Origin of the sequence: Nonomuraea angiospora (assembly GCF_014873145.1) — a bacterium.
Classification (GTDB): domain Bacteria; phylum Actinomycetota; class Actinomycetes; order Streptosporangiales; family Streptosporangiaceae; genus Nonomuraea; species Nonomuraea angiospora.
The window spans coordinates 8,778,305-8,801,353 of the sequence record NZ_JADBEK010000001.1 but is presented as its reverse complement, the minus strand read 5'-3'; the positions used below and the strand labels follow the sequence as shown (position 1 = coordinate 8,801,353).

28 protein-coding genes are annotated in these 23,049 nt (G+C 68.8%); 9 read left to right on the top strand and 19 right to left on the bottom strand.

The features are described 5' to 3' along the window. Positions 1 to 187 precede the first annotated feature (187 nt). The 6 genes from coaA (at position 188) to H4W80_RS40690 (ending at position 5,613) form a co-directional block, all read left to right on the top strand. A complete protein-coding gene (gene coaA, locus H4W80_RS40715) occupies positions 188 to 1,090 on the top strand; it encodes a type I pantothenate kinase (protein WP_192794023.1) in 903 nt (300 codons plus the stop codon). 170 nt (positions 1,091 to 1,260) lie between these two features. After that, a complete protein-coding gene (locus tag H4W80_RS40710) occupies positions 1,261 to 2,187 on the top strand; it encodes a DUF389 domain-containing protein (RefSeq protein WP_192789917.1) in 927 nt (308 codons plus the stop codon). A gap of 40 nt (positions 2,188 to 2,227) precedes the next feature. Continuing rightward, positions 2,228 to 3,136, top strand: a complete 909-nt coding sequence (locus H4W80_RS40705; RefSeq protein WP_192789916.1) for an ABC transporter ATP-binding protein — start codon at positions 2,228 to 2,230, stop codon at positions 3,134 to 3,136. After that, positions 3,129 to 3,986 (top strand): ABC transporter permease, encoded by an 858-nt coding sequence (locus H4W80_RS40700; RefSeq protein ID WP_192789915.1) that lies wholly within the window; start codon positions 3,129 to 3,131, stop codon positions 3,984 to 3,986. Before H4W80_RS40705 ends, H4W80_RS40700 begins: the two co-directional genes overlap by 8 nt. Then, on the top strand, positions 3,983 to 4,897 hold the full coding sequence (locus H4W80_RS40695; RefSeq protein WP_192789914.1) for an ABC transporter ATP-binding protein: 915 nt from the start codon (positions 3,983 to 3,985) through the stop codon (positions 4,895 to 4,897). The genes H4W80_RS40700 and H4W80_RS40695 overlap by 4 nt, the downstream gene beginning before the upstream one ends. Further along, positions 4,897 to 5,613: an ABC transporter permease subunit gene (locus H4W80_RS40690; RefSeq protein WP_225963918.1), complete on the top strand. Its 717-nt coding sequence runs from the start codon at positions 4,897 to 4,899 to the stop codon at positions 5,611 to 5,613. The genes H4W80_RS40695 and H4W80_RS40690 overlap by 1 nt, the downstream gene beginning before the upstream one ends. Before the next feature lie 48 nt (positions 5,614 to 5,661). Here the strand turns inward: H4W80_RS40690 and glmM are convergent, their stop codons facing one another. From glmM to rplM, 3 genes are read right to left on the bottom strand one after another with little or no spacing between them, the layout of a single operon-like run. Then, positions 5,662 to 7,014 carry a phosphoglucosamine mutase gene (gene glmM / locus H4W80_RS40685; protein ID WP_192789913.1) on the bottom strand — a complete coding sequence of 451 codons (1,353 nt, stop codon included), beginning with the start codon at positions 7,012 to 7,014 and terminating at the stop codon, positions 5,662 to 5,664. A gap of 1 nt (position 7,015) precedes the next feature. Beyond that, the gene (gene rpsI / locus H4W80_RS40680) at positions 7,016 to 7,540 is read right to left on the bottom strand and encodes a 30S ribosomal protein S9 (RefSeq protein WP_192789912.1); all 525 of its coding nucleotides are present in this window, start codon (positions 7,538 to 7,540) and stop codon (positions 7,016 to 7,018) included. Between the two features lie 26 nt (positions 7,541 to 7,566). Then, positions 7,567 to 8,010 carry a 50S ribosomal protein L13 gene (gene rplM / locus H4W80_RS40675; RefSeq protein ID WP_192789911.1) on the bottom strand — a complete coding sequence of 148 codons (444 nt, stop codon included), beginning with the start codon at positions 8,008 to 8,010 and terminating at the stop codon, positions 7,567 to 7,569. 385 nt (positions 8,011 to 8,395) lie between these two features. Here rplM and H4W80_RS40670 point away from each other — a divergent pair, with 385 nt between their 5' ends. The 3 genes from H4W80_RS40670 to H4W80_RS40660 all read left to right on the top strand — a co-directional run bounded on the left by H4W80_RS40670 (position 8,396) and on the right by H4W80_RS40660 (position 12,627). Further along, positions 8,396 to 9,076, top strand: coding sequence for a CAP domain-containing protein (locus H4W80_RS40670; RefSeq protein WP_192789910.1), 681 nt, complete (start codon positions 8,396 to 8,398; stop codon positions 9,074 to 9,076). Between the two features lie 708 nt (positions 9,077 to 9,784). Further along, a complete protein-coding gene (locus H4W80_RS40665; protein WP_192789909.1) occupies positions 9,785 to 10,450 on the top strand; it encodes a hypothetical protein in 666 nt (221 codons plus the stop codon). Between the two features lie 104 nt (positions 10,451 to 10,554). Then, on the top strand, positions 10,555 to 12,627 hold the full coding sequence (locus H4W80_RS40660; RefSeq protein WP_192789908.1) for a hypothetical protein: 2,073 nt from the start codon (positions 10,555 to 10,557) through the stop codon (positions 12,625 to 12,627). Here H4W80_RS40660 and truA read toward each other — a convergent pair. From truA to rpsE, 16 genes are all read right to left on the bottom strand, one after another. Next, entirely contained in the window at positions 12,592 to 13,488 is an 897-nt protein-coding gene (gene truA / locus H4W80_RS40655; protein WP_192789907.1) for a tRNA pseudouridine(38-40) synthase TruA, read from the bottom strand. The genes H4W80_RS40660 and truA overlap by 36 nt on opposite strands. A 74-nt stretch (positions 13,489 to 13,562) precedes the next feature. Next, positions 13,563 to 14,102 carry a 50S ribosomal protein L17 gene (gene rplQ / locus H4W80_RS40650; RefSeq protein WP_192789906.1) on the bottom strand — a complete coding sequence of 180 codons (540 nt, stop codon included), beginning with the start codon at positions 14,100 to 14,102 and terminating at the stop codon, positions 13,563 to 13,565. 173 nt (positions 14,103 to 14,275) lie between these two features. Beyond that, positions 14,276 to 15,292 carry a DNA-directed RNA polymerase subunit alpha gene (locus H4W80_RS40645; protein WP_103960866.1) on the bottom strand — a complete coding sequence of 339 codons (1,017 nt, stop codon included), beginning with the start codon at positions 15,290 to 15,292 and terminating at the stop codon, positions 14,276 to 14,278. A 95-nt stretch (positions 15,293 to 15,387) separates the two neighbouring features. Beyond that, positions 15,388 to 16,014 carry a 30S ribosomal protein S4 gene (gene rpsD, locus H4W80_RS40640; protein WP_185070645.1) on the bottom strand — a complete coding sequence of 209 codons (627 nt, stop codon included), beginning with the start codon at positions 16,012 to 16,014 and terminating at the stop codon, positions 15,388 to 15,390. 23 nt (positions 16,015 to 16,037) lie between these two features. Beyond that, positions 16,038 to 16,442: a 30S ribosomal protein S11 gene (gene rpsK, locus H4W80_RS40635; RefSeq protein ID WP_020542285.1), complete on the bottom strand. Its 405-nt coding sequence runs from the start codon at positions 16,440 to 16,442 to the stop codon at positions 16,038 to 16,040. A gap of 42 nt (positions 16,443 to 16,484) precedes the next feature. Next, the gene (gene rpsM, locus H4W80_RS40630) at positions 16,485 to 16,865 is read right to left on the bottom strand and encodes a 30S ribosomal protein S13 (protein ID WP_125644650.1); all 381 of its coding nucleotides are present in this window, start codon (positions 16,863 to 16,865) and stop codon (positions 16,485 to 16,487) included. Positions 16,866 to 17,088: 223 nt separating this feature from the next. Next, positions 17,089 to 17,202, bottom strand: a complete 114-nt coding sequence (rpmJ, locus tag H4W80_RS40625) for a 50S ribosomal protein L36 (RefSeq protein ID WP_003956441.1) — start codon at positions 17,200 to 17,202, stop codon at positions 17,089 to 17,091. A gap of 25 nt (positions 17,203 to 17,227) precedes the next feature. Then, on the bottom strand, positions 17,228 to 17,449 hold the full coding sequence (gene infA / locus H4W80_RS40620) for a translation initiation factor IF-1 (protein ID WP_012887858.1): 222 nt from the start codon (positions 17,447 to 17,449) through the stop codon (positions 17,228 to 17,230). A gap of 294 nt (positions 17,450 to 17,743) precedes the next feature. Then, positions 17,744 to 18,145, bottom strand: coding sequence for a hypothetical protein (locus H4W80_RS40615; RefSeq protein WP_192789905.1), 402 nt, complete (start codon positions 18,143 to 18,145; stop codon positions 17,744 to 17,746). A 103-nt stretch (positions 18,146 to 18,248) separates the two neighbouring features. After that, on the bottom strand, positions 18,249 to 18,698 hold the full coding sequence (locus H4W80_RS40610; RefSeq protein WP_192789904.1) for a DUF1707 SHOCT-like domain-containing protein: 450 nt from the start codon (positions 18,696 to 18,698) through the stop codon (positions 18,249 to 18,251). An 18-nt stretch (positions 18,699 to 18,716) separates the two neighbouring features. After that, positions 18,717 to 19,526: a type I methionyl aminopeptidase gene (gene map, locus H4W80_RS40605; RefSeq protein ID WP_192789903.1), complete on the bottom strand. Its 810-nt coding sequence runs from the start codon at positions 19,524 to 19,526 to the stop codon at positions 18,717 to 18,719. 113 nt (positions 19,527 to 19,639) lie between these two features. Further along, positions 19,640 to 20,290 (bottom strand): adenylate kinase, encoded by a 651-nt coding sequence (locus H4W80_RS40600; RefSeq protein WP_192789902.1) that lies wholly within the window; start codon positions 20,288 to 20,290, stop codon positions 19,640 to 19,642. Further along, the gene (secY, locus tag H4W80_RS40595) at positions 20,290 to 21,594 is read right to left on the bottom strand and encodes a preprotein translocase subunit SecY (RefSeq protein ID WP_192789901.1); all 1,305 of its coding nucleotides are present in this window, start codon (positions 21,592 to 21,594) and stop codon (positions 20,290 to 20,292) included. Before secY ends, H4W80_RS40600 begins: the two co-directional genes overlap by 1 nt. 166 nt (positions 21,595 to 21,760) lie before the next feature. Next, positions 21,761 to 22,216: a 50S ribosomal protein L15 gene (gene rplO / locus H4W80_RS40590; protein ID WP_192789900.1), complete on the bottom strand. Its 456-nt coding sequence runs from the start codon at positions 22,214 to 22,216 to the stop codon at positions 21,761 to 21,763. 2 nt (positions 22,217 to 22,218) lie between these two features. Beyond that, complete coding sequence (gene rpmD, locus H4W80_RS40585; protein WP_080043226.1) at positions 22,219 to 22,401, bottom strand: 50S ribosomal protein L30; 183 nt, start codon at positions 22,399 to 22,401, stop codon at positions 22,219 to 22,221. A gap of 2 nt (positions 22,402 to 22,403) precedes the next feature. Next, on the bottom strand, positions 22,404 to 23,033 hold the full coding sequence (gene rpsE, locus H4W80_RS40580; RefSeq protein WP_091090115.1) for a 30S ribosomal protein S5: 630 nt from the start codon (positions 23,031 to 23,033) through the stop codon (positions 22,404 to 22,406). Positions 23,034 to 23,049: the final 16 nt, after the last annotated feature.

Below are 23,049 nucleotides of genomic sequence, written 5' to 3'. Positions count from 1 at the left end.
CCCAGCCCTGCACAGTAGCCGCCGACGAATGTTCATACGCGTGATTCGGCAAGACGGATCTTCCTTCCCCGAACTGAGTCTCGGTAATCCCACGTGTTTATCCACAGGCTGTGGATCTCGCTGCGCGCACCCGGCCATGATCCGGTTTGCCGCTCATCGCTACGCTGCCTAGGTGAACAACGGCTACGTGGAACTGAGCAGGGAGCAGTGGAGCGAGCTCCGCAAGAACACGCCCTTGACTCTCACCGCAGACGAGCTGGAAGAGCTTCGCGGCGTCGACGACCCCATCGATCTCACTGAAGTCACCGACATCTATCTCCCCCTGACCCGGCTGCTGAACCTGCATTTCACCGGGTCGAAGGAGCGCAGCAGCGTGCTGAGCGCGTTCCTCGGGCATCCCGAGCAGCGCATTCCGTACATCCTGGGCATCGCGGGCAGCGTCGCGGTCGGCAAGTCGACGACGGCGCGGCTCCTGCACACCCTGCTGGCCCGCTGGCCCGAGCACCCGCACGTGGAGCTGATCACCACCGACAGCTTCCTCTACCCGAACGCGGTGCTGGAGGCCAAGGGGATCATGCAGCGCAAGGGCTTCCCTGAGAGCTATGACCGCAGGGCGCTGGTCAGGTTCGTGGCGGAGGTGAAGGCCGGGGCGGCGGAGGTGCGCGCGCCGATCTACAGCCACCTGGAGTACGACATCGTCCCCGGCGCAAGCCAAGTCGTGAAAAGTCCGGATATCTTGATCATCGAGGGGCTCAACGTCCTCCAGCCGGCCCCGCCCACGTCCCTCGCGGTCAACGACTACTTCGACTTCTCCATCTACGTGGACGCCAAGGTCGAGGACATCCGCACCTGGTACGTCGACCGCTTCCACAAGCTCCGCCGCACCGCCTTCGAGGACCCGAAGTCGTACTTCCGGTACATCGCGGAGCTCTCCTACGAGGAGGCCACGGCCTTCGCGGTCAACGTCTGGCGCGACATCAACGAGCGCAACCTGGTCGAGAACATCGCCCCCACAAGGGGCCGGGCCGACCTCGTGCTCAAGAAGGGCGCCGACCACTCGGTACGGCGGGTACGGCTCCGCCAGACCTGAGCACCTCCTCGAACAGGTAACGGGCGAACCTGCCCCCGCACTCCTGGTCGTCCACCGCGGCGAACCAGCACTCCTCACCATGGTCGTGACATCGGTATCGGATCATGCGCGTCAGCCTCACGCACCTGTGTCAAAACACCATCAACGTCCGATAGACGACAATGGCCTCTGTGCTACATCTGCGACTGATCAGCCCGCCCGCGCGGACCGACGAGGCGACGACGGTGCTGGAGGACTGCCCGGGCGTCACCAACATCGTCGTCCTGCCGGGCGTGGCCCGCGAGCCGGCGGGCGACGTGATCCTCTGCGACGCGGCGCGCGAGTCGGCCAACGAGGTGCTGGACCGGCTCAAGTGGCTGGAGACCGAGGGCTCCATCGCCATCGAGCAGGTCGATCTGTCGCTGTCCAGGGTCGCCACCGACGCGGTCGAGGAGGCGCCCGGCGATCCCGACGACGCCGTGGTCTGGGAGGAGCTCGCGCACCGGGTGCACGCCGACTCCCGCATGACGTGGGCGTACCTTGCCTTCCTGGCCATCGCCACGCAGCTCGCGGGCATCGGCATCCTGCAGAACTCCCCCATCCTGATCGTCGGCGCGATGGTGCTCGGGCCGGAGTTCGGGGCGGTCGCGGCCATCTGCTTCGGCCTGCTGCGCGGCACCTGGCACCTGGTCATCACCTCGCTGAAGACGCTGGTCATCGGGTTCACGGTGGCGATCGCGATCACCTTCGCCTGCGCGCTCGTCTCGAACTGGCTGGGCTGGATCGACGTCGGCAACCTCACCACGAACGCGGAGGTCCAGTTCATCGTCAAGCCGGACCGGTGGTCGTTCATCGTGGCGCTGCTCGCGGGCGCGGCGGGGGTGCTGTCGGTCACGGCGGGCAAGTCGTCGGCCCTGGTCGGCGTCTTCATCTCGGTCACCACGGTGCCCGCGGCCGGCTACGTCGCCGTCGCGCTGGCGCTGGGCCACTGGGCAGAGGTCTACGCCTCGGTCTCGCAGCTCGCCGTCAACATCCTCGGCATGGTCATCGCGGGCACGGCCACGCTGCTGGTCCAGCGGAAATTCTGGCCTCAAGTAGGACGGCGTTCATCCGTCTGAACGAGGCGGCGGCCCGGCCCCGCCGGGTACGGTCGGGCACATGCACATCCTCGCCACCGAGGGGCTGACCAAACGCTTCCCCACCGTCACCGCGGTCGACCAGCTCACGGTCGCCGTGGGGCCCGGCGTCACCGGTCTGGTGGGGGCGAACGGCGCGGGCAAGTCGACGCTGCTCAAGATCCTGCTCGGCCTGCTGCCGCCCACCGGCGGCGCGGCCAAGGTGCTCGATCTGGACGTGACCGCGCAGGGCGCCGAGATCCGCCGGCTCGTCGGCTACATGCCCGAGCACGAATGCCTCCCGCCCGACGTCTCTGCCACCGAGCTGGTCGTCCACCTCGCACAGATGTCCGGCCTGCCGCGCACCGCCGCGCGCGAGCGGGCCGCCGACGTGCTGCGCCACGTGGGCCTGGCCGAAGAGCGCTACCGTGCCGTCGGGGGCTACTCCACGGGCATGAAGCAGCGCGTCAAGCTGGCCCAGGCCCTGGTACACGACCCCAAGCTGGTCTTCCTGGACGAGCCCACCAACGGCCTCGACCCGCGCGGCCGCGACGAGATGCTGACGCTGATCAGGCGCATCGGCACCGAGTTCGGCATCAGCGTGCTGGTCACCTCCCACCTGCTGGGCGAGCTGGAGCGCATCTGCGACCACGTGATCGTCATCGACTCCGGGCGGCTGCTGCGCTCGTCCGCGATCGGCGAGTTCACCCAGGCCACGCAGAGCGTCACGGTCGAGGTCGAGGAGGGGCTGGAGCCGCTGGCCGCCCGGCTGGCCGAGACCGGGCAGACGGTCTCGCAGCAGGGCCGCCTGCTGGTGGTCAAGGTCCTCGGGCCCGAGACGTACGACGCGATCCGGGACGCCGCCGTCGAGCTGGACCTCTGCCTCATCCGCCTCGAACAGGGACGTCACCGCATCGAGGACGTCTTCAGGGAGGAGGTGGCGGGTGTCTGAGATCTACGACATCGGCTACCGCCACTACGACGGGCCGCGGCTCGGCCGCGCCTACTCGACCCGGGCGCTGACCGTCCACAGCCTGCGCGGCATCTTCGGCCTCGGGCGCACGGCCCGCAGCAAGATCATGCCGTTCTCCCTCTTCGTCATCATGCTCCTGCCCGCGGTCGTGGCCGTCGCCACGATGGCCCTGGCCAAGCAGCGCATCCTCCCCTACAGCGGCTTCGCCGTCATCATGCAGGCCGTCGTCGCGGTCTTCCTGGCCGCGCAGGCGCCCACCGTGGTCGCGCCCGACCTGCGCTACCGCGTGCTGCCGCTCTACCTGTCGCGTCCCGTCTCGATCGCCGAGTACGTGGGCGCCAAGGTCACGGCGATGACCGCGGCGCTCTTCCTGCTGGTGGCGGTGCCCCTGACGGTGATCTACGCCGGCGAGCTGGTGGTGGACATGCCCGGGCCGCCGGCCACCGGCGAATACCTCGGCTCCGTCCTCATGGCCCTGCTGCTGGCCGTGCTGCTGTCGTCGTTCGGGCTGGCGCTGGCCTCGTTCACGCCGCGGCGCGGGCTCGGGGTGGCCTCCGTGATCGCCGTCTACCTGCTGTCGTGGGCATCGGTCCCGCTGATCTACGGGTCCCTCTACACCTCGGGCAACGAGGCCGCCGCCGCCTGGGCCTGGCTGGCCAACCCGTTCTTCCTGGTGGACTCCGTACAGTCCTGGCTGTTCGACACCCCGCCGCACATCCCCGAAGGGGACTATCCGAGCGGCCCCGCCTCGGCCGCGATCTTCGTGGTGCTGGTGGCGCTCGCCCTGGGCGCCCTCGCGCTGCGCTACAGGAAGGCGGCCGCGCGGTGAAGGTCGAGCTGTCTCAGGTTTCCCGCTGGTACGGCAACGTGGTGGCGGTCAACGACGTCACCATGACGATCGGCCCCGGCGTCACGGGCCTGCTCGGCCCCAACGGGGCGGGCAAGTCCACACTCCTGCACATGATGGCGGGCTTCCTGGCGCCGTCCAGCGGGTCGGTCACGCTGGACGGCCAGCAGGTCTGGAAGAACCACCACATTTACCGAAACATCGGCCTGGTCCCGGAGCGGGAGGGCGTGTATGGCTTCCTCACCGGCTGGCAGTTCGTCCTGTCGGCCGCCCGCCTCCACGGGCTGGGCGACCCGGTCGAGGCGGCCCGCAAGGCTCTGGCCACGGTCGAGATGGAGGAGCCCAAGGACCGGCGCGTGGAGACGTACTCCAAGGGCATGCGCCAGCGCGTCAAGGTGGCCGCGGCGCTCGTCCACGATCCGCCCGTGCTCCTGCTCGACGAGCCGTTCAACGGTATGGACCCGCGCCAGCGCCTCCACCTCATGGACCTGATCCGCGCCATGGGCACGGCGGGCAAGACGATCCTGTTCAGCTCCCACATCCTGGAGGAGGTCGAACGGGTCGCCCAGCACATCGAGGTGCTGGTGGCGGGCCGGCACGCGGCGTCGGGCAACTTCCGCGAGATCCGGCGCCTGATGACCGACCGGCCGCACCTGTTCGTGATCCGTTCGAGCGACGACAGGAAGCTCGCCGCCGCCCTCATCCGCGACCACTCGACGGGCGGCATCACCCTCCGCCCCGACGGCCTGGAGGTCCAGGCCGCCGAGTTCCGCCGCTTCACCTGGCTCCTGCCCCGGGTGGCCCAGGCGGAGGGCGTACACCTGCACCAGGTCTCCCCGGCGGACGAGGACCTGGAGAGCGTCTTCTCCTACCTCATCACCAGGAGCACCTGATGAACACAGTGGTTGCGGGCATCACCTACCGGGCCTTGCTCGGGCGACGCCGTATCATCCTGCTCCTGCTGCTGCCGCTCGCCCTGATCGGGCTGGCCGTGCTCTTCCGCGTGCTCGGCGGGGGCGACCAGAGCGCGGCCGTGGAGCTGATGCAGAAGTTCGCCATCGGCACCATGCTCCCCCTGCTGGGCCTGATCGCCGGCACGGGCGTCATCGCCCCGGAGATCGACGACGGCACGATCATCCACCTGATGTCCAAGCCGATCTCCCGCCCGGTCATCGTCCGGACGAAGTTCCTGGTGGCGGCCTCGCTGATGGCCGTGTTCGGCGCCGTGCCCACCTACGTGGCGGCCTGGATCCTGGCCGGCAACGAGGACGGCATCGCCCCGGGCTTCGCGCTGGGAGCGCTGGTGGCCGGCATCGCGTACGCCGCCGTCTTCCTCCTCCTGGGCGTCGTCACCCGGCACGCGGTCACGATCGGCATCATCTACGCCCTCGTCTGGGAGAGCGTGGTGGGCGGCTTCATCGAGGGCGCCCGCAAGTTCTCGATCCAGCAGTGGGGCCAGACGATAGCCAAGCAGATCTCCGACTCCGCCTTCGTCGAGGCGGACGTCGCCCTGAGCTTCGCCGTACCCGCCCTGATCGTCGTCACGGTGGTCGGCGTCTTCTGGGCGGGGCAGCGGCTGCGGGTCTTCTCGCTCACCGGGGACGAATGAACGAACGGCCCGCGGGGTTCCCCCCGCGGGCCGTTCGCGAAGCGTCGCTCAGACGCAGGCCGTGCGGACCACGTCGGCGAGGCGGCCGGCCACCTGGGTGGCGTGCTCCTCCGACGCGGCCTCGACCATGACCCGGATCATCGGCTCGGTGCCGCTCGGCCTGATCAGGACCCGGCCCGTCTCCCCCAGCTCGACCTCCGCCTCGGCGACGGCGGCCAGCAGCTCGGGGGCGGCGGCCTTGCCCTTGTCCACGTCCTTGACGTTGATCAGGATCTGCGGCAGCGGCGTCATCACCGCGGCCAGCTCCTTCAGCGGCACACCTGACCTGGCCACCACGCCCAGCAGGTGGAGCGAGGTGAGCAGACCGTCGCCGGTGGTGGCGTGGTCGAGCATGATGACGTGGCCCGACTGCTCCCCGCCCAGGTTGAAGCCGTCGGACTTCATCCGCTCCAGCACGTAGCGGTCGCCCACCGCGGTCTCCACCACGGTGATGCCCGCCTCGCGCATGGCCAGCTTGAAGCCCAGGTTGGACATCACGGTCGCCACCACGGTGTCCTTGGCCAGCAGGCCGTCGCCGTGCATGGCGGCGGCGAGGATGGCCATGATGTGGTCGCCGTCGACGATCGCGCCCGTGTGGTCGATCGCCAGGCAGCGGTCGGCGTCGCCGTCGTAGGCCACGCCCAGGTCCGCCCCGCGCGACACGACGACCTGCGCGAGCTTGTCCAGGTGGGTGGAGCCGTGGCCGGCGTTGATGTTGAGGCCGTCGGGCCTGGCGCCGATGGCCTCGACCCTGGCGCCCGCCCGCACCAGCGCCTCCGGGGCCACCATGTGGGCGGCGCCGTGGGCGCAGTCGACCACGATGTTCAGCCCGTCGAGCGTGGACTTCATCGTGGTCAGCAGATGGGAGACGTACCGGTTGGCCTCACCGTAGGCGTCCCGCACCCGGCCCACTGCCGAGCCGACGGGAAAGCTCCAGTCCTCGCCCAGCCGCCGTTCGATCTCGTCCTCGACCGCGTCGGACAGCTTGAAGCCGCCGCGGGCCAGGAACTTGATGCCGTTGTCCGGCGCCGGGTTGTGCGAGGCCGACAGCATGACGCCGAGATCGGCGCCCAGCGCGGCGGTGAGGTGGGCGACGGCGGGAGTGGGCAGTACGCCGAGGCGCAGCACGTCCACACCGGACGCCGCGAGGCCGGCGACCACCGCGGCCTCGAGAAACTCTCCCGAGGCGCGAGGGTCCCGGCCCACGACCGCCACCGGCCTGCTCTTGCGGCCGGCAGCGGCGAACGCGCCCGCATCGCCGAGGACGTGAGCCGCCGCGACCGAGAGGTCCATGGCGAGCTGCGCCGTGAGGTCGCGACCGGCGACCCCACGCACCCCGTCGGTGCCGAAAAGGCGCGCCAATTTAGCGCTTGCTGTACTGCGGAGCCTTGCGGGCCTTCTTGAGGCCGTACTTCTTCCGCTCCGTGGCGCGGGCGTCACGGGTGAGGAAGCCGGCCTTCTTCAGCGGCGGCCGGTTGACCTCGACGTCCAGGATCGCCAGGGCGCGGGACAGGCCCATGCGCAGCGCGCCGGCCTGGCCGGTCACGCCGCCGCCGTCGATGCGCGCGATGACGTCGAACGCCTCCTCGGCGCCGAGCACCACGAAGGGCTCGTTGACGATCTGCTGGTGGACCTTGTTCGGGAAGTAAGCGTCCAGCGAACGACCGTTGATCGTCCACTTGCCGGTGCCGGGGACGATGCGCACGCGGGCGATCGCCTCCTTGCGGCGGCCGGTGCCGTACGAGTTGCCCGTGGTGACGGGCTTACGCACGGGCGCGTCGGCGCTGGCGGCGGACTCGGTGGTGTACTCGGACGGGAAGTCCTCGCTGGAGAGGTCCTCCAGCTCGGCCTCGACGACGGCCGTCTCGACACCAGTGGGCTCAGCCACGGTTCTCCTCTAAATCTTTCGTACTACTACTGGGCGATCTGGGTGATCTCGAACGGCACCGGCTGCTGGGCCTGGTGCGGGTGCTCGGAACCCGCGTAGACCTTCAGCTTCTTCGCCATCTTCCGGCCGAGGGAGTTCTTCGGAAGCATGCCCTTGACGGCCTTCTCGACGGCCTTGTCGGGCCGCTTCTCCATGAGCTCGCCATAGCTGACGGAACGCAGACCGCCCGGGTAGCCCGAGTGGCGGTACGCCTTCTTCTGCTCAAGCTTGTTGCCACTGAGCGCGATCTTGTCCGCGTTGATGATGATGACGAAGTCACCGGTGTCGACGTGGGGAGCGAAGATCGGCTTGTGCTTGCCGCGGAGCAGGGTCGCGACGTGGCTGGCCAGCCGGCCCAGCACGACATCGGTCGCGTCGATGACGTACCACTGACGCTGGACGTCGGCGGGCTTCGGTGAGTACGTGCGCACGGTCGTAGCCTTCTTTATGCTCGCGTCTTCGGCGCTGTCGGATGCGACAGCTACATTTGGTCGGTCGGTGCGGGCACACGACGGCCCGGACCTTCCGTCTCCTCATCACGGGAGATGACGCCGGACGCGCCGCGCATTGGTCTCACGGACCTATGCACACAACGAACCTAAGCTACCCGCCCAAAGGCGCGCAGGTCAAAACGACCAGTAGCCCTGAGCGAGTTTACCCGAACGCAGAACGGTTCGGTTTCGTTTCCCTGGGACCTCTTCATTCCCAGTACCAGACATCCCTATCGTTAGCGGCGGTATGCGGCAGAACTCTCACTCCCGGCCAACCCAGCGGGGCGCTCGGCGCCGGAATCACCTGGGGGTGCTGGCCTGCCTCATGACCGTGCTCTTCACGGGGATGCTGCTCGGCCGGCTCACCGACGACGCCGAGCCGACCCCCCAGGTCTATCTCAACGAGACCGCTCCGCCCGCGGCGGCCACCGCCAACCCCGCGCCGACGACGGCCAGGAAGGCGCAGCAGCAGGCCGAGATGATCCCCAGGGAGATCACGACCAAGACCCTGCCCCGCGGCCGGGCCACCCCCAAGGCGACCCGATCGCCCGACGGCCAGATCGCCGGGTTCAACACCCAGGACAACCCGGCGATGCTCAGCGACGGCAGCAGCGGCGTGCAGATCATGCCCGGACTGGCCGCCAAGGTCGTCTCGCTGACCAACTCCGCCAGGTCCCGCCACGGCTGCGGGGCGCTCAGGGTGGACTCCGGCCTGTCCAGCTCCGCGCGTACGCACTCGCTGGAGATGGCCCAGACCGGGCAGCTCGCGCACACGTCCCCCGACGGCTCGTCGCCGTGGGACCGGATGGAGCGCGCGGGATACCGCTGGGGCGCCGCCGAGAACATCGGCGCCGGGTACAGCACCCCCGAAGAGGCGGTGACCGGCTGGCTCGACAGCCCCGACCACCGCAAGAACATCCTCGACTGCGGTCTGAAGGCCATCGGGGTGGGCGTCGCGTCCGGCCCGGACGGGCCATGGTGGACCCAGGACTTCGGAACCCGATGACGCGCATCACGGTAATGTCGCCGCATGGCTTTTCCCGAAGGACGTGAAAACAGCGCCCCCTATGGCATGGGGAGTGTCTTCCAGCCTGCGGGCAGACGCCGAGCTCCGAACGGTCCCGGCGGTCCGGACGGCCCCGATGGTCCGGGCGGCCCGGGTGGATCAGGCGGGCCGGGTGGACCGGGCGGGCCGGGTGGACCGGGTGGACCGGGCTTTTTCGGCGCCCCCAACGGCCCTGGCGGTCCTGGTCCCGGTGGCCCTGGCGGTCCCGGTCCCGGCGGCCCCGGTCCCGGCGGCCCTGGTCCCGGCGGCCCCGGTCCCGGCGGCTCTGGCGGCCGTGGTCCTGGCGGCCCCGGTGGTCCCGGCCCGGGTGGTCCCGGTGGCCCCGGCGGTTCCGGCGGCTCCGGCTTTTTCGGCGGCCCGAGCGGACCGGACGGCCCCGGTGGACCTGGTGGGCCCGGTGGACCTGGTGGGCCCGGAGGCCCTGACGGCCCGAACGGTCCCGACGCTTCCGGCGACGGCGGCGACCCTCCGCGCCGCTCCCGCCGTGCCCGCAAGGAACGCGCAGCCGACGACTCCGAGCTGGAGAGCAAGTCCGACAGCGCGCCGCAGAGCTCCGACAGGGCGCCGCAGAGCAGGGTCGGCTGGAGCCCCTACGACGAGGGCCCGCGCTCGCGCGCCCCGCTGTGGTTCGCCATCGGCGGCATAGCCGTGCTCGGCCTGCTCGGCGGTGGCCTCGCGTTGATGTGGAACGCCGACAAGCCCGTCACGGCCCAGACCACGACCCCTCGCATGACCGCGCCGCCGCTCCCGTCGGCCCCGCCCGGCAAGTACGGCTTCGCGGCCGAACGCTCCACCGACCCCGAGCCGATCACGGTCAAGGAGATCTTCGGCAAGACGAAGAAGATCACGATCGCGGGCCGGTCGTACGAGATGACCGTCACCAGCAAGGACAAGAAGTGCTCTGACGGCGCCCTGGGCGACGCCCTGAAGAAGGCGCTCAAGGACGGCAAGTGCAACCAGCTCGTACGCGCCAGCTTCCGCGACAAGGCCGGCAAGATCATCGGCACGGTCGGCGTGGCCAACCTCAAGACCAGCAAGTGGGCGTCCAAGGTGGCCAAGGCCGGCAGCACCGCCAACTACGTGAAGCCGCTGGCGGGCAAGGACAGTGTCACCAAACAGCTCGGCTCGGGCGCGGGCGGCGCCAGGATCTGGACGCACGGCCACTACGCGATCATGGTCTGGTTCCAGAACAAGGACGGTACGAAGCCGGACAAGAAGGGCTCCAAGCAGATCTTCTCCGCCATCGACGACATCACCAAGGCGACGGTGTTCAAGGCTCTGGACAACCGCTCGGTCACCGGAAGCCCCCTCTAGCGAAACCGGCTTCTTATTCGATAGACCCCCAAACGGGATGCCGGATCCCACCGGGAACGCTCATACCGACATAACGATCTCGCTACTCTCGCTAGGCTCGCCCTATGCGTGGCCAGGAACCCGGGTCTGAGCACGATCGCAGGGAAGCCGACGGATCGGCCGCACCAGCGACGCCACCGCCGAGCTTCGGCCAGACCAGCGGGCGAGACGTACCACCGGCGTTCGCCCCCGCCGACGAGGAGGTGCGCGGCTCCTCCGGCGACGCGGCGCACGGCCCTGCCGACGCGCCGCCCGCCCCGCCGGGCGAGGCGGCGAACGCCGTCCCCACCTTCCCAGGAACGCCGCCCGACTCCGGGACGCCGCCCGACTCCGGGACGCCGCCCGACTCCGGGACGCTGCCCGACGTTCCCACCTTCCCGGAGACGCCGCACGACTCCGGGGCGCGGCCCGACGTTCCCGTCTTCCGGGGACCGCCGCCCGACTCCGGAACGCGGCCGGCCGGCGTTCCCGCCTTCCCGGGACCGCCGCCCGACCCCGGCGAGCCGCCCGGCGTCCAGCCGTGGGAGGTGGCGGGCGACGACGCCGCGCCGTACGACTGGTACGACGACGAGTCCGAGCCCACCCGCCCGGGCGGCCTGCGCCCGCCGCACCCGGTCGCCGAGGCGGAGGACCCCGACCAGACGCTCATCGGCCGATCGCGGCCCACGCTGGGCGAGCAGCTGCGGGCCGAACAGGTGCGGGCCGTCCGCCCCTGGGACGAGCCGGAGCCCCGCGCCTGGCCCGCCGAACCGGCCGCGCCCGGCGGCCCGTCATGGGAGCCGCCACCGGCGTTCACCGCCGCCGCCGCGGGCATGCCGGTGTGGCCCGCGCCCCCCGGCGACCCGAACGCCATGCCGCCCTGGCCCGCCGCAACGGGCGAGCTGGTGGCCGAGCCCGACAACGACGAGCCGGGCTCCCCCTACGACCCCAACGCCACCCAGCCGGAGGGCCTCACCCGCCCGGCCCACTACTTCGACCCGGAGGCGGCCCGCCGGGAGGCCGCCCAGCAGGCGGAGGGCAGGCCCCAGCCCGCGTCCATCGCCGACCAGGACACCCCTCCCGACGGCTTCCTGGCGGCCCCGATCGCCACGCCGGAGGAGGACCTCACCGAACCGGCGCTCGACTCCTTCGCCCCGAAGCCCGCCGACCCCGCCGAAACCGGCGCCCCGCCGCTCTCACTGTCCGACCCGGCCAACCCGTCGGCCCGCCCGCCCGAGCCCGGCGACGTGCCCGTCTGGCCCCCTAACTCACCATCCGAGGCCAAGCTGCCCGATCTCCCGTTCTCCAGGGACACCTGGGGACAGAAGCCCGCCGCCCCGCTCAGCCGGCCCCAGGCCGGCAGCCCGGCGTTCCCGCCTGGAGCGTTCAAACAGGCCCCGTTCCAGACTCCGCCCCCGCCTCCCGCCCCACCCGGCAAGAGCAAGCGGGCCCTGCTCGTCACGCTGGGCGCGCTGGCCCTGGCCGGGGTCGCGACCGGCGGCTTCTTCGCCTACCAGGCGGTCACCTCCCCGACGCCCACCACGGCCGCCACCCGGCCCACCGCGTCGAGCGAGCCCAGCTCGGGGACGCCCGCCGCCGCGGCGCCCTCCGACGCCCCCGACGGCACGTCCATCCTCAACTCCGAGCAGACCGACCCGCAGAAGCTGTCGCTCTCGGAGGCGTTCCCGAAGAAGAAGGTGAGCGCGGCGGGCACCACGTTCACCAGGGTCAAGGCGGCCGTCGAGACGAGCTGCGACAAGGCCGCCACCGGGGAGTTCGCGGACGCGCTGAAAGAGCAGAAGTGCAGCCGCGTGCTCAGGGCCACCTACGTGGACAGCAAGCGCCGCTACGCGGTCACCACGGGCATAGCGGTCCTGCCGGACAAGGACGCGGCCATCATCGCCGACCAGTCCAAGAACCTCGCACGCAACGTCTGGTTCCGCCCGCTCCCCGGCTCCGACGGCTCGGGCGGCGAGCGCGTGAACATCGCCGGCGGCTACGCGGCCGGTCTGGTGTGGGGCCGCTACATCGTCTTCAGCTACGCCACCTACGCCGACGGGCACACCCCCGAGTCCAAGGAGAAGACGCTGCCCAAGGTCAGCGGGGCGTTCCGCGACCAGACCTCACTCGTCCTCGAGCGCCGCGCCACCAAGGGCTGACGGCGTCGGCTGGAGGGCGGCGGTGCGCACTCGCCGCGTGGCACTGGCCCGCGCGGCGAGCTCCGGCTCCGCCGGGTAGCCCACCTCCTCCAGGCACAGCCCGTGCGCGGGCGCGACGTGCACCCCCGAGTCCCGTACGGCCCGCGCCAGCACCTGGCCGGGCCACTCCACCGGCCGGCTGCCGTCGCCGGCCGCCAGCAGCGACCCGACCAGCGCCCGCACCATCGAGTGGCAGAACGCGTCGGCCACGACGGTCGCCACCAGCACCCCGTCGGGCTCGCGCGCCCAGTCCAGCCGCTGCAGCTCCCTGATCGTGGTCGCGCCCTCGCGCTTCTTGCAGAACGCCGCGAAGTCGTGCTCCCCGAGCAGCCGCGCCGCCGCCGCGTTGAGCGCGCCGACGTCCAGCGACCGGTTGTGCCAGACCACCTCGCGCCGCCGCAGCGGGTCCACTCCGCCCACCGCGTCGCTCACCCGGTACGCGTACCGCCGGAACATCGCCGAGAAACGCGCGTCGAAGCCCTCAGGAGCCACGCAGACCCGATGAACCCGCACATCCGGGGTCAGGACCCCGCCCAGGCGCCTGACAAGCGCAGCGAGCCGCTCGTGGACGTCCAGGGGCCCTCTGTTGCCGTCGAGCTCGGCCAGCGACGCGTCGGGCACGTCCACGTGGGCCACCTGGCCGCGCGCGTGGACGCCGGCGTCGGTGCGGCCGGCCACGGTCAGCATCGCGGGCTCGCCGAGGCGCAGGATCCTGCCGAGCGCCTGCTCGATCTCGCCCTGGACGGTCCGGCGTCCCGGCTGCCTGGCCCATCCGGAGAAGTCGGTCCCGTCGTACGCGAGGTCGAGGCGGAGCCGTACCACGATGATCCTCCTTCAACTGAAAACGGACCCGCACCCCGCAGGGGGTCCGGGCCCGTCTCGTCCGACCTGAAAGATCAGGCCTCGTCCTTCTTCGCCTCAGCCTCGGCGGCCGGGGCCTCCGCGGCGGGGGTCTCCTCGGCGGCGGCCTCGGGGGCCTCGCTCTCCTCGGCCTTGGGAGCCTCGGTCTCCTCCGCGGCGGGCGCCGGAGCCGCGGCGGCGGCCGGGGCCTCGGTGCGGCGGGTCGTGACGCCGTTCAGCGGCTCGGTCACCAGCTCGATGACCGCCATCGGGGCGTTGTCGCCCTTACGCGGACCGACCTTGGTGATCCGGGTGTAGCCACCGGGACGCTCGGCGAACGTCGTCGCGATCTCGGTGAAGAGGTGGTGTACGACGCCCTTGTCCTTGACGACCGTCAGGACCTGGCGACGGTTGTGGATGTCGCCCTTCTTCGCCTTGGTGATCAGGCGCTCCGCCACCGGGCGCAGGCGCTTGGCCTTGGCGACCGTCGTGCGGATCTTGCCGTGGCGGAACAGATCGGTGGCCAGGTTGGCCAGGATCAGCCGCTCGTGCGCCGGGCTGCCGCCAAGACGTGCACCCTTGGTGGGCTTGGGCATTTCATTCTCCTTGTGGTTAACCCGCCCCGGCCGTACCAGGTACCGGAGTCGGGCCGGCGCCGCGTCGGCGCGGCGCCGTTACGTTCACCCGCGTCCCCCGCGCGGGCCTGAGCCCGCCGGAGAGCCTTCGTTCCCCGCGCCTTCCCGAGGGACGCGCGGGGACCGCGGAAGTGTCAGTACTGCTCGGTCTCGACGTAAGCGCTGTCGTCGTCGTCGTAGCCGCCGCCGGCCACCGCGCTCGGGTCGAACCCGGGCGGGGAGTCCTTGAGCGCCAGCGACATCTCGTGCAGCTTCTGCTTGACCTCTTCGATCGACTTGGCGCCGAAGTTGCGGATGTCCAGCAGGTCCTGCTCGCTGCGCGCGACGAGCTCACCCACGGTGTGGATGCCCTCGCGCTTGAGGCAGTTGTAGGAGCGAACGGTGAGGTTGAGCTCCTCGATCGGCAGCGCCAGGTCGGCGGCCAGGGCGGCGTCGGTCGGCGACGGGCCGATGTCGATGCCCTCGGCCTCGACGTTGAGCTCGCGGGCCAGGCCGAAGAGCTCGACGAGGGTCTTACCGGCGGAGGCCACCGCGTCGCGGGGCTTCATGGCCGGCTTGGTCTCGACGTCGAGGATGAGACGGTCGAAGTCGGTGCGCTGCTCGACTCGGGTCGCCTCGACCTTGTAGGTGACCTTGAGCACCGGGGAGTAGATCGAGTCGATCGGAATGCGACCGATCTCCTGGCCCGGCTGCTTGTTCTGGGCGGCGGAGACGTAGCCGCGACCGCGCTCGACGGTCAGCTCCATCTCCAGCTTCGCCTTGCCGTTGAGCGTGGCGATGCGCAGCTCGGGGTTGTGCACCTCGACACCGGCCGGCGGCGCGATGTCGGCGGCGGTGACCTCACCCGGGCCCTGCTTGCGCAGGTACATCACGACCGGCTCGTCGTGCTCGGAGGAGACGACGAGCTCCTTGAGGTTGAGGATGATGTCGGTGACGTCTTCCTTGACCCCGGGAACGGTCGAGAACTCGTGCAGGACGCCCTCGATCCGGATGCTCGTCACGGCCGCGCCCGGAATGGACGACAGCAGCGTGCGGCGGAGCGAGTTGCCGATGGTGTAGCCGAAGCCCGGCTCCAGCGGCTCGATGACGAACCGGGACCGGGTGTCGTCGATCGACTCTTCGAGAAGAGTCGGGCGCTGAGCGATCAGCATGTGGGGTCTCCCCTTTTTCGTGTGGCGCCCGCCATATGACGCCACTCCGATAAACAGCGTAGTTGAGGTGCGGAGACCCGCACCTCAACTCAGGCTCACTTCGAGTAGTACTCGACGATGAGCTGCTCCTGGACCTGGGTGTCGATCTGCTGGCGAACCGGCAGCTGGTGAACCAGGACGCGGAGCTTCTCGGGCACGACGCCGAGCCACGCGGGAACGGTGCGCTCGCCCGCGGTCGCCCTGGCGACCTCGTAGGGCAGAAGGTTGCGCTTGTTCTCGCGGACCTCGATGATGTCGTGCTCGCGAATGCGGTAGGACGGGATGTCGACCTTCTTGCCGTTCACCAGGATGTGGCCGTGGCGCACCTGCTGGCGGGCGGCGTCGCGCGACTGGGCGAACCCGGCGCGGTAGACGACGTTGTCGAGACGGCTCTCCAGGATCTGGAGCAGCGCCTCACCGGTCTTGCCGGTCTTGCGGGTGGCTTCCTCGTAGTAGTTGTGGAACTGCTTCTCGAGGACGCCGTAGATGCGGCGGGTCTTCTGCTTCTCACGAAGCTGAAGCTGGTACTCGGACTCCTTGGGACGTCCGCGGCCGTGCTCACCCGGCGGGTAAGGACGGATCTCGATGGGGCACTTGGCAGACTCGCACTTGCTGCCCTTGAGGAAGAGCTTGGTCTTCTCGCGACGGCAGAGCTTGCAGTCGGCGCCCGTGTAACGAGCCATTTCTCAGTATCTCCTGGGCTTGTTCAGACGCGGCGGCGCTTCGGCGGCCGGCAACCGTTGTGCGGGACCGGGGTGACGTCCTGGATCGAGCCCACCTCGAGGCCGGTGGCCTGGAGGGAGCGGATCGCGGTCTCACGGCCGGAGCCGGGACCCTTGACGAAGACGTCCACCTTGCGCATGCCGTGCTCCATGGCGCGGCGAGCGGCGTTTTCCGCGGCCATCTGGGCGGCGAACGGGGTGGACTTACGGGAGCCCTTGAAACCCACGTGGCCGGCGCTGGCCCAGGAGATCACGTTCCCGTTGGGGTCCGTGATCGAGACGATGGTGTTGTTGAACGTGCTCTTGATGTGGGCGTGCCCGTGAGCGACGTTCTTCTTTTCCTTGCGGCGCACCTTCTTCGGGGCGCCCTGACGGCTCTTAGGAGGCATTGTTTGCCATTACTCCTGAGGTCTTCGGTCCGCGGCTGTGGACTACTTCTTACCGGGCTTCTTCTTGCCGGCCACGGTCTTCTTCTTGCCCTTGCGGGTGCGCGCGTTGGTCTGCGTGCGCTGGCCGTGGACGGGCAGGCCCTTGCGGTGCCGGATGCCCTGGTAGCAACCGATTTCGATCTTGCGACGAATGTCGGCCTGGACCTCGCGGCGCAGGTCACCCTCGATCTTGAAGTTCGCCTCGATGTAGTCACGCATCGGGACGAGCTCGGTGTCGGAGAGCTGGTGCACGCGGAGGTCGCCGCTGACACCGGTGGCCTGGAGGATCTCCTGGGCGCGGGTGCGGCCGATTCCGTAGATGTAGGTGAGAGCGATCTCCAGCCGCTTCTCGCGGGGGAGGTCGACGCCAACCAGGCGAGCCATGGTCGGGCATTCTCCTTCTTTGTGGCGGAGGTCTTGCGCCGCACTACCCCTCCCCATGCCCGGGGTGAGGGCCCCGGCCTCCGACCGGGGGTCTCCCGAGCGGTTCGGACCTTTCGAAAAAGGGCCCGCCTGCTCGGGTGTGGGACGCGATTACTGACTCAGGCTCCTCATGCGTCGAGCCCGCTCCCTCAATCGGGGCGGACTCGGAGGAGCCTTGCGGCGACTAGCCCTGGCGCTGCTTGTGGCGCAGGTTGTCGCAGATCACCATGACGCGACCGTGCCGGCGGATCACCTTGCACTTGTCGCAGATCTTCTTGACGCTCGGCTTTACCTTCATTGTCCTTCGTGATTCCTCAGACGTCTTACTTGTATCGGTAGACGATCCGCCCACGACTCAGGTCGTAGGGGCTCAGTTCAACGACTACCCGGTCGTCCGGCAGAATCCGGATGTAGTGCATCCGCATTCGCCCGCTGATATGGGCCAGGACCTTATGGCCGTTGTCGAGCTGCACCCGGAACATGGCGTTCGGGAGCGACTCGACCACAGTGCCCTCGATCTCGATGGCGCCGTCTTTCTTGGCCAAGATTCCTCGCGTTTCACTGATCGATCGTCTGAGGCTCCGGTTCACTAAGCAGCCGCGACCTCACGCTTCGAAGAGAGCGGCGACCGGCAAAGGCCGCCGACGCGTGATAAGTCATAGTGAGCCGACTAAGGAGTGTACGACACCTGAGCCTAAAACGCGAAACGCGTGCCAGGTGTCCTGACACAACCACGGACGAGTCTACCCCACGTTCACCGGCTCTCAGACCTTCCCGGGAAAGCGGAAGGCCCGCCGAGGGAGAGATCCCCGGCGGGCCCTGTTCCAGTGGGCGAGGTCCTAGTAGATGCGGTGCGCCGGACCGCAGTACGTGAACGGGCCGCCCCAGCAGGTGTAGGTGTACAGCTTCTTGATGCCGAACTTCGACCAGGTCGCCTGGTAGGAGCCGTCCCAGCCCTGGACGAACTTGTGCCAGCTGCCGCCGGAGTAGTACTTGAACCACACGTACCCCTTCTTCGGCGTGGACTCCTTGCCGTACCAGTGGGTGTAGACCTTGCCGTTCTGCTTCCAGGTCTTGCCGTAGGTGAAGGCCTTGTGGTTGCTGGAGTAGTACTTGCCCCAGCTGCTGATCGACGTGACCGTCGACTGGGTGGCGGTGGCCGCCTGGGCGGCGGGGGCGACGGCGAGCCCGGTGAGGGCGATCGAGCCGGCGAGAGCGGTGGCCGCCAGGATCTTGCGCATTTCGGTTCCTCCGTGAGTCGTGCTTCCCGACACAGCTCACGTTAGGAATCCAGCTATATCCGTACTGCGCACGAATGCACACAGTGCACTAGTGCACACAGCCCTACTTGTTCTTCTTGTTCTTCTTGGGCTTGTCGGGCGGCGGGCTGCCGAAGACGGTGCTGATCAGCAGGATGACGCCCCACGGGCCCATGACCCACAGCGGCCAGGGGTAGATCAGGTCCCCGGACGTGATGCTCACGATCAGCCAGATCACCCAGTTGATGCCGCTGGCCGACGCCCAGGCGCCCCAGGCCGCCCGCATGCCGGGATGCAGGCCGGTGCGCCGTGCGGGGCTCTGTGGCACCGTGGCGGGCGCGTTGCGCAGGTCCACGTCAGGCAGGTCGACCGTCAGCCTGGCCAGCTCTCCGTACGTCCTGCTCTTGTAGAGCTGCTCGAGCCGCTCGTTGAACTCGTCCATCGTGATGCGGCCCTGCGCGGTGTGCTCGCGGAGGATGGCGGCGACGCGGTCGCGGTCGGCGTCGGAGGCTCGCATCTCGGGGCTGTTCGCCATCCCACCCACTCCCGGGGGTCAGTTCTGCGGTTGGGTAAGGCGCTCTTTCCCGCCGTCCAGGGCGGTCAGCACCCAAGGACCATTATGTGTCACGGCGACACTGTGCTCGAAATGCGCGGAGTGCTTGCCGTCGACCGTCACGACGGTCCACTCGTCGGCCAGCACGCGGGTGCGCTCGGTGCCCAGGTTCACCATGGGCTCGATGGCCACGCACATGCCCTCTTCCAGCGCCGGGCCCCGGCCGGGCCGGCCGTGGTTGGCGATCCACGGGTCCATGTGCATCTCGGTGCCGATGCCGTGGCCGCCGTACTCCGGGGGGATGCCGAAGCGGCCCTGCGACTTGACGTACCGCTCCACCTCGTAGCCGATGTCGGACAGGTGGCGGCCGACCCGCAGCGCCGCGATGCCGCGCCACATGGCCTCCTCGGTGACCCGCATCAGCTCGGTCAGCTTCGGGTCCACCTCGCCGACCGGGACCGTCACGGCCGAGTCGCCGTGCCAGCCGTCCAGGATCGCGCCGCAGTCGATGGAGATGATGTCGCCCTCGCGCAGCTTCCTCGCGTCGGTCGGGATGCCGTGCACCACCTCGTCGTTCACCGACGCGCAGATCGTCGCCGGGAAGCCCTGGTAGCCCTTGAACGACGGGATCGCGCCCTCGTCCCTGATCGCCTTCTCGGCGATGACGTCGAGGTCGAGCGGCGTCATGCCCGGCTCGACCGAGCGCTTCAGCAGGTCGAGCGTGCGCCCGACCACCAGGCCCGCCGCCCGCATCTTCTCCAGCTGCTCCGGCGACTTGATCTGGATGCCGTGCCTGTTCCTTTTGAACATCTTCTGCCCCCCTGGGTCTTCAACGGGCCACAATGGGGGCCCAATTCCCCCCACAATAGCCGCGAGGTGGCACGGAAACCCGTGCCACCTCCGCAAATCGCTCGTAAGTGGAGCTATCCCATGAACGGGCGGATCGCCTCCATAGCCCGCTGGGTGACCTCCTCGACCGGGCCCGTGGCGTCGACTCCCACGAGAATGTCCTCGTCGGCGTAGTAGGAGACCAGCGGCGCCGTCTGCTCCTGGTAGACCTCCAGGCGGTGCCTGACGGTCTCCTCCTTGTCGTCGTCACGCTGGAAGAGCGCGCCCCCGCACGCGTCGCACTTGTCGTCCTTCTTGTCGTCGAACTCGACGTGCCAGATGCGGCCGCACTGGCTGCAGGTGCGCCGGCCGGCCAGTCGCCTGACCACCTCGTCGTCGTCGACGACGAGCTCGAGTACGAGGTCGAGCGCCTGGCCCCAGTCCTTGAGCATGTCGCGCAGGATCTCCGCCTGTGCGACGTTCCTCGGGAAGCCGTCGAGCAGGAACCCGTCCTGCGCGTCGTCCTCGGACAGACGGTCACGGACCATGGCGATGGTGACCTCGTCGGGCACCAGATCACCACGGTCCATGTACGTCTTGGCCAGCTTGCCAAGATCCGTGCCCCCCGAGACGTTGGCACGGAAGATGTCACCTGTCGAGATCTTCGGGATGGACAGGTTAGATGCGATGTACTGGGCCTGTGTCCCCTTACCCGCTCCGGGGGGCCCGACCAGAACGAGACGCACTACCGCAGGAAACCTTCGTAGTTACGCTGCTGGAGCTGGCTCTCGATCTGCTTAACGGTGTCAAGGCCGACGCCTACCATGATCAGAATACTCGTCCCTCCGAACGGGAAGTTCTGGCTCGCACCGGACACCGCCAGCGCGACGATCGGGACCATGGCGATCAGACCCAGATAGAGCGAGCCCGGCGCGGTCAGACGAGTGAGCACGAAGTTCAGGTATTCAGCCGTCGGCCTGCCAGGACGGATGCCCGGAATGAAACCACCGTACTTCTTCATGTTGTCGGCGACTTCAGTGGGGTTGAACGTAATCGACACGTAGAAGTACGTGAAGAAGATGATCAGCAGGAAGAACGTGGCCATGTAGATCGGCGTGTCGCCCGTGGCCAGGTTCTGCGAGATCCAGCGGATGAACGCGTTGTCCGTGGTCTGGAAGAGCGACGTCAGCAGCTGCGGCAGGTAGAGCAGCGAGGACGCGAAGATGACCGGGATGATGCCGGCCTGGTTGACCTTCAGCGGAATGTAGGTGGACGTGCCGCCGTACATCCTGCGCCCGACCATCCGCTTGGCGTACTGGACCGGGATGCGCCGCTGCGCCTGCTCGACGAAGACCACCGCGGCGATCATGAAGACACCGACGACCATGACGACCGTGAAGGTGAACTTGTTCGCCTGGAAGATGTTGGCCAGCTCGGACGGGAAGACCGCGACGACCTGCGTGAAGATCAGGATGGACATGCCGTTGCCGACGCCGCGGTCGGTGATGAGCTCACCGAGCCACATGATCACCGACGTACCGGCGGTCATGATGACCACCATCGTCACGATCTGGAAGATGTTGTCGGGGTTGAGCAGCACGTCCTGCTGGCAGTTCGGGAAAAGCTGCCCGGTGCGGGCCAGGGCGATGAAGGCGGTCGACTGCAGGACGGCGAGACCGATGGTCAGATAACGCGTATACTGCGTGATCTTGGTCTGACCGGCCTGGCCCTCCTTCTTCAGCGCCTCAAGTCGCGGAATGACGACGACGAGCAGTTGGAGAATGATGCTCGCGGTGATGTACGGCATGATGCCCAGCGCGAACACCGACAGCTTCAGGAGCGCACCACCGCTGAAAAGCTGCACCATCCCGTAGATGTTGCCGGCGGCTCCGTTACGGGCCTGCTCGAAACAGGCCGCGAGGTTCTGGACGTGAACTCCCGGAGTCGGAAGAACCGAGCCGAGACGGAAAAGCGCGATGATGCCCAGGGTGAAGAGCAACTTCTTGCGCAGGTCCGGTGTCCGGAACGCCCGGGTAAACGCGGTCAGCACGGTCCCTCCTGCGCGCCTTTACGGCGGTGTGAGTATGCGATGGTGCGGGGATCTGCCATGTGTGTCTCAGGTCAAACGAGTCGGTCAGAAGCCTGCCGTCTCGCGAACTCTAACGCACTACGGGCGTGGGGGCATTTGTCAAAGCCCCCACGCCTCGTAATAGCTCTTACAGCTCGGTAACGGAGCCACCCGCAGCGGCGATCTTCTCCTTCGCGGCGGACGAGAAGGCGTGAGCCTGAACGTTCACCGAGACGGAGATCTCGCCGGTGCCGAGCACCTTCACGAGCTGGTTCTTGCGGACAGCCCCCTTGGCGACCAGCGCCTCGACGGTGACCTCGCCACCCTCGGGGAACAGCTCACCGAGCTTGTCCAGGTTGACGACCTGGTAGGTCGTCTTGAACAGCGCGTTGGAGAAGCCCTTGAGCTTCGGCAGACGCCTCTGCAGCGGCACCTGGCCACCCTCGAAGCCGAGGGGAACCGTCGTACGGGCGTGGCTGCCCTTGGTGCCGCGACCGGCCGTCTTGCCCTTCGACGCCTCGCCGCGACCCTTGCGGATCTTGGCCTTGTTGGCGCCGGGAGCGGGACGCAGGTCGTGAATCTTGAGCGGAGCCTTGTCAGTCATGACTAGTCGACCTCTTCCACCTCGACGAGGTGCGTCACCACGGAGACCATCCCGCGAATCTCGGGCCGGTCCTCCTTGACGACGACGTCGCCGATTCGCTTCAGGCCAAGCGAACGCAGCGAGTCACGCTGGTTCTGCTTGCCACCGATCTTCGAGCGAACCTGAGTGATCTTCAGGCGTGCCATGACTAGCTCACCGCCTTCGCGGCCGCCGCCTCGGCGAGACCCTCGCGCTGAGCCTTCAGCATCCGGGCCGGGGCGACGTCCTCGATCGGCAGGCCACGGCGGGCGGCGATCTCCTCAGGGCGCGAGAGGCCCTTCAGAGCCGCCACGGTGGCGTGCACGATGTTGATCGGGTTGTCGGAGCCGAGCGACTTCGACAGCACGTCGTGGATGCCGGCGCACTCCAGCACCGCACGCACCGGGCCACCGGCGATGACGCCGGTACCGGCCGAGGCCGGACGCAGGAAGACGACACCGGCCGCCTCCTCGCCCTGCACGGTGTGCGGGATGGTGCCCTGGATCCGAGGCACCTTGAAGAAGTGCTTCTTCGCCTCTTCGACGCCCTTGGCGATGGCCGCGGGCACTTCCTTGGCCTTGCCGTAGCCGACGCCGACCAGGCCGTTGCCGTCACCGACGACGACGAGGGCGGTGAAGCTGAAGCGACGACCACCCTTCACGACCTTGGCCACTCGGTTGATCTTCACTACGCGCTCGATGTACGAGACGCCCTTGTCGGCGGCGCCACCGCGGCGATCGTCACGACGGTCCCGCCGCTCGCCACCGGTGCCGCCACCGCGACGCGGAGCTGCAGCCATCAGTGGTTCCTCTTCT

Excerpts from the sequence above, each read along its gene's own strand:
- H4W80_RS40705 (WP_192789916.1), top strand. The coding sequence starts at position 2,228 with ATGCACATCCTCGCCACCGAGGGGCTGACCAAACGCTTCCCCACCGTC.
- H4W80_RS40690 (WP_225963918.1), top strand. The coding sequence starts at position 4,897 with ATGAACACAGTGGTTGCGGGCATCACCTACCGGGCCTTGCTCGGGCGA.
- H4W80_RS40670 (WP_192789910.1), top strand. The coding sequence starts at position 8,396 with ATGACCGTGCTCTTCACGGGGATGCTGCTCGGCCGGCTCACCGACGAC.
- H4W80_RS40660 (WP_192789908.1), top strand. The coding sequence starts at position 10,555 with ATGCGTGGCCAGGAACCCGGGTCTGAGCACGATCGCAGGGAAGCCGAC.
- rplQ (WP_192789906.1), bottom strand. The coding sequence starts at position 14,102 with ATGCCCAAGCCCACCAAGGGTGCACGTCTTGGCGGCAGCCCGGCGCAC.
- H4W80_RS40645 (WP_103960866.1), bottom strand. The coding sequence starts at position 15,292 with ATGCTGATCGCTCAGCGCCCGACTCTTCTCGAAGAGTCGATCGACGAC.
- rpsD (WP_185070645.1), bottom strand. The coding sequence starts at position 16,014 with ATGGCTCGTTACACGGGCGCCGACTGCAAGCTCTGCCGTCGCGAGAAG.
- rpsK (WP_020542285.1), bottom strand. The coding sequence starts at position 16,442 with ATGCCTCCTAAGAGCCGTCAGGGCGCCCCGAAGAAGGTGCGCCGCAAG.
- rpsM (WP_125644650.1), bottom strand. The coding sequence starts at position 16,865 with ATGGCTCGCCTGGTTGGCGTCGACCTCCCCCGCGAGAAGCGGCTGGAG.
- rpmJ (WP_003956441.1), bottom strand. The coding sequence starts at position 17,202 with ATGAAGGTAAAGCCGAGCGTCAAGAAGATCTGCGACAAGTGCAAGGTG.
- H4W80_RS40615 (WP_192789905.1), bottom strand. The coding sequence starts at position 18,145 with ATGCGCAAGATCCTGGCGGCCACCGCTCTCGCCGGCTCGATCGCCCTC.
- H4W80_RS40610 (WP_192789904.1), bottom strand. The coding sequence starts at position 18,698 with ATGGCGAACAGCCCCGAGATGCGAGCCTCCGACGCCGACCGCGACCGC.
- map (WP_192789903.1), bottom strand. The coding sequence starts at position 19,526 with ATGTTCAAAAGGAACAGGCACGGCATCCAGATCAAGTCGCCGGAGCAG.
- rplO (WP_192789900.1), bottom strand. The coding sequence starts at position 22,216 with ATGACTGACAAGGCTCCGCTCAAGATTCACGACCTGCGTCCCGCTCCC.
- rpmD (WP_080043226.1), bottom strand. The coding sequence starts at position 22,401 with ATGGCACGCCTGAAGATCACTCAGGTTCGCTCGAAGATCGGTGGCAAG.
- rpsE (WP_091090115.1), bottom strand. The coding sequence starts at position 23,033 with ATGGCTGCAGCTCCGCGTCGCGGTGGCGGCACCGGTGGCGAGCGGCGG.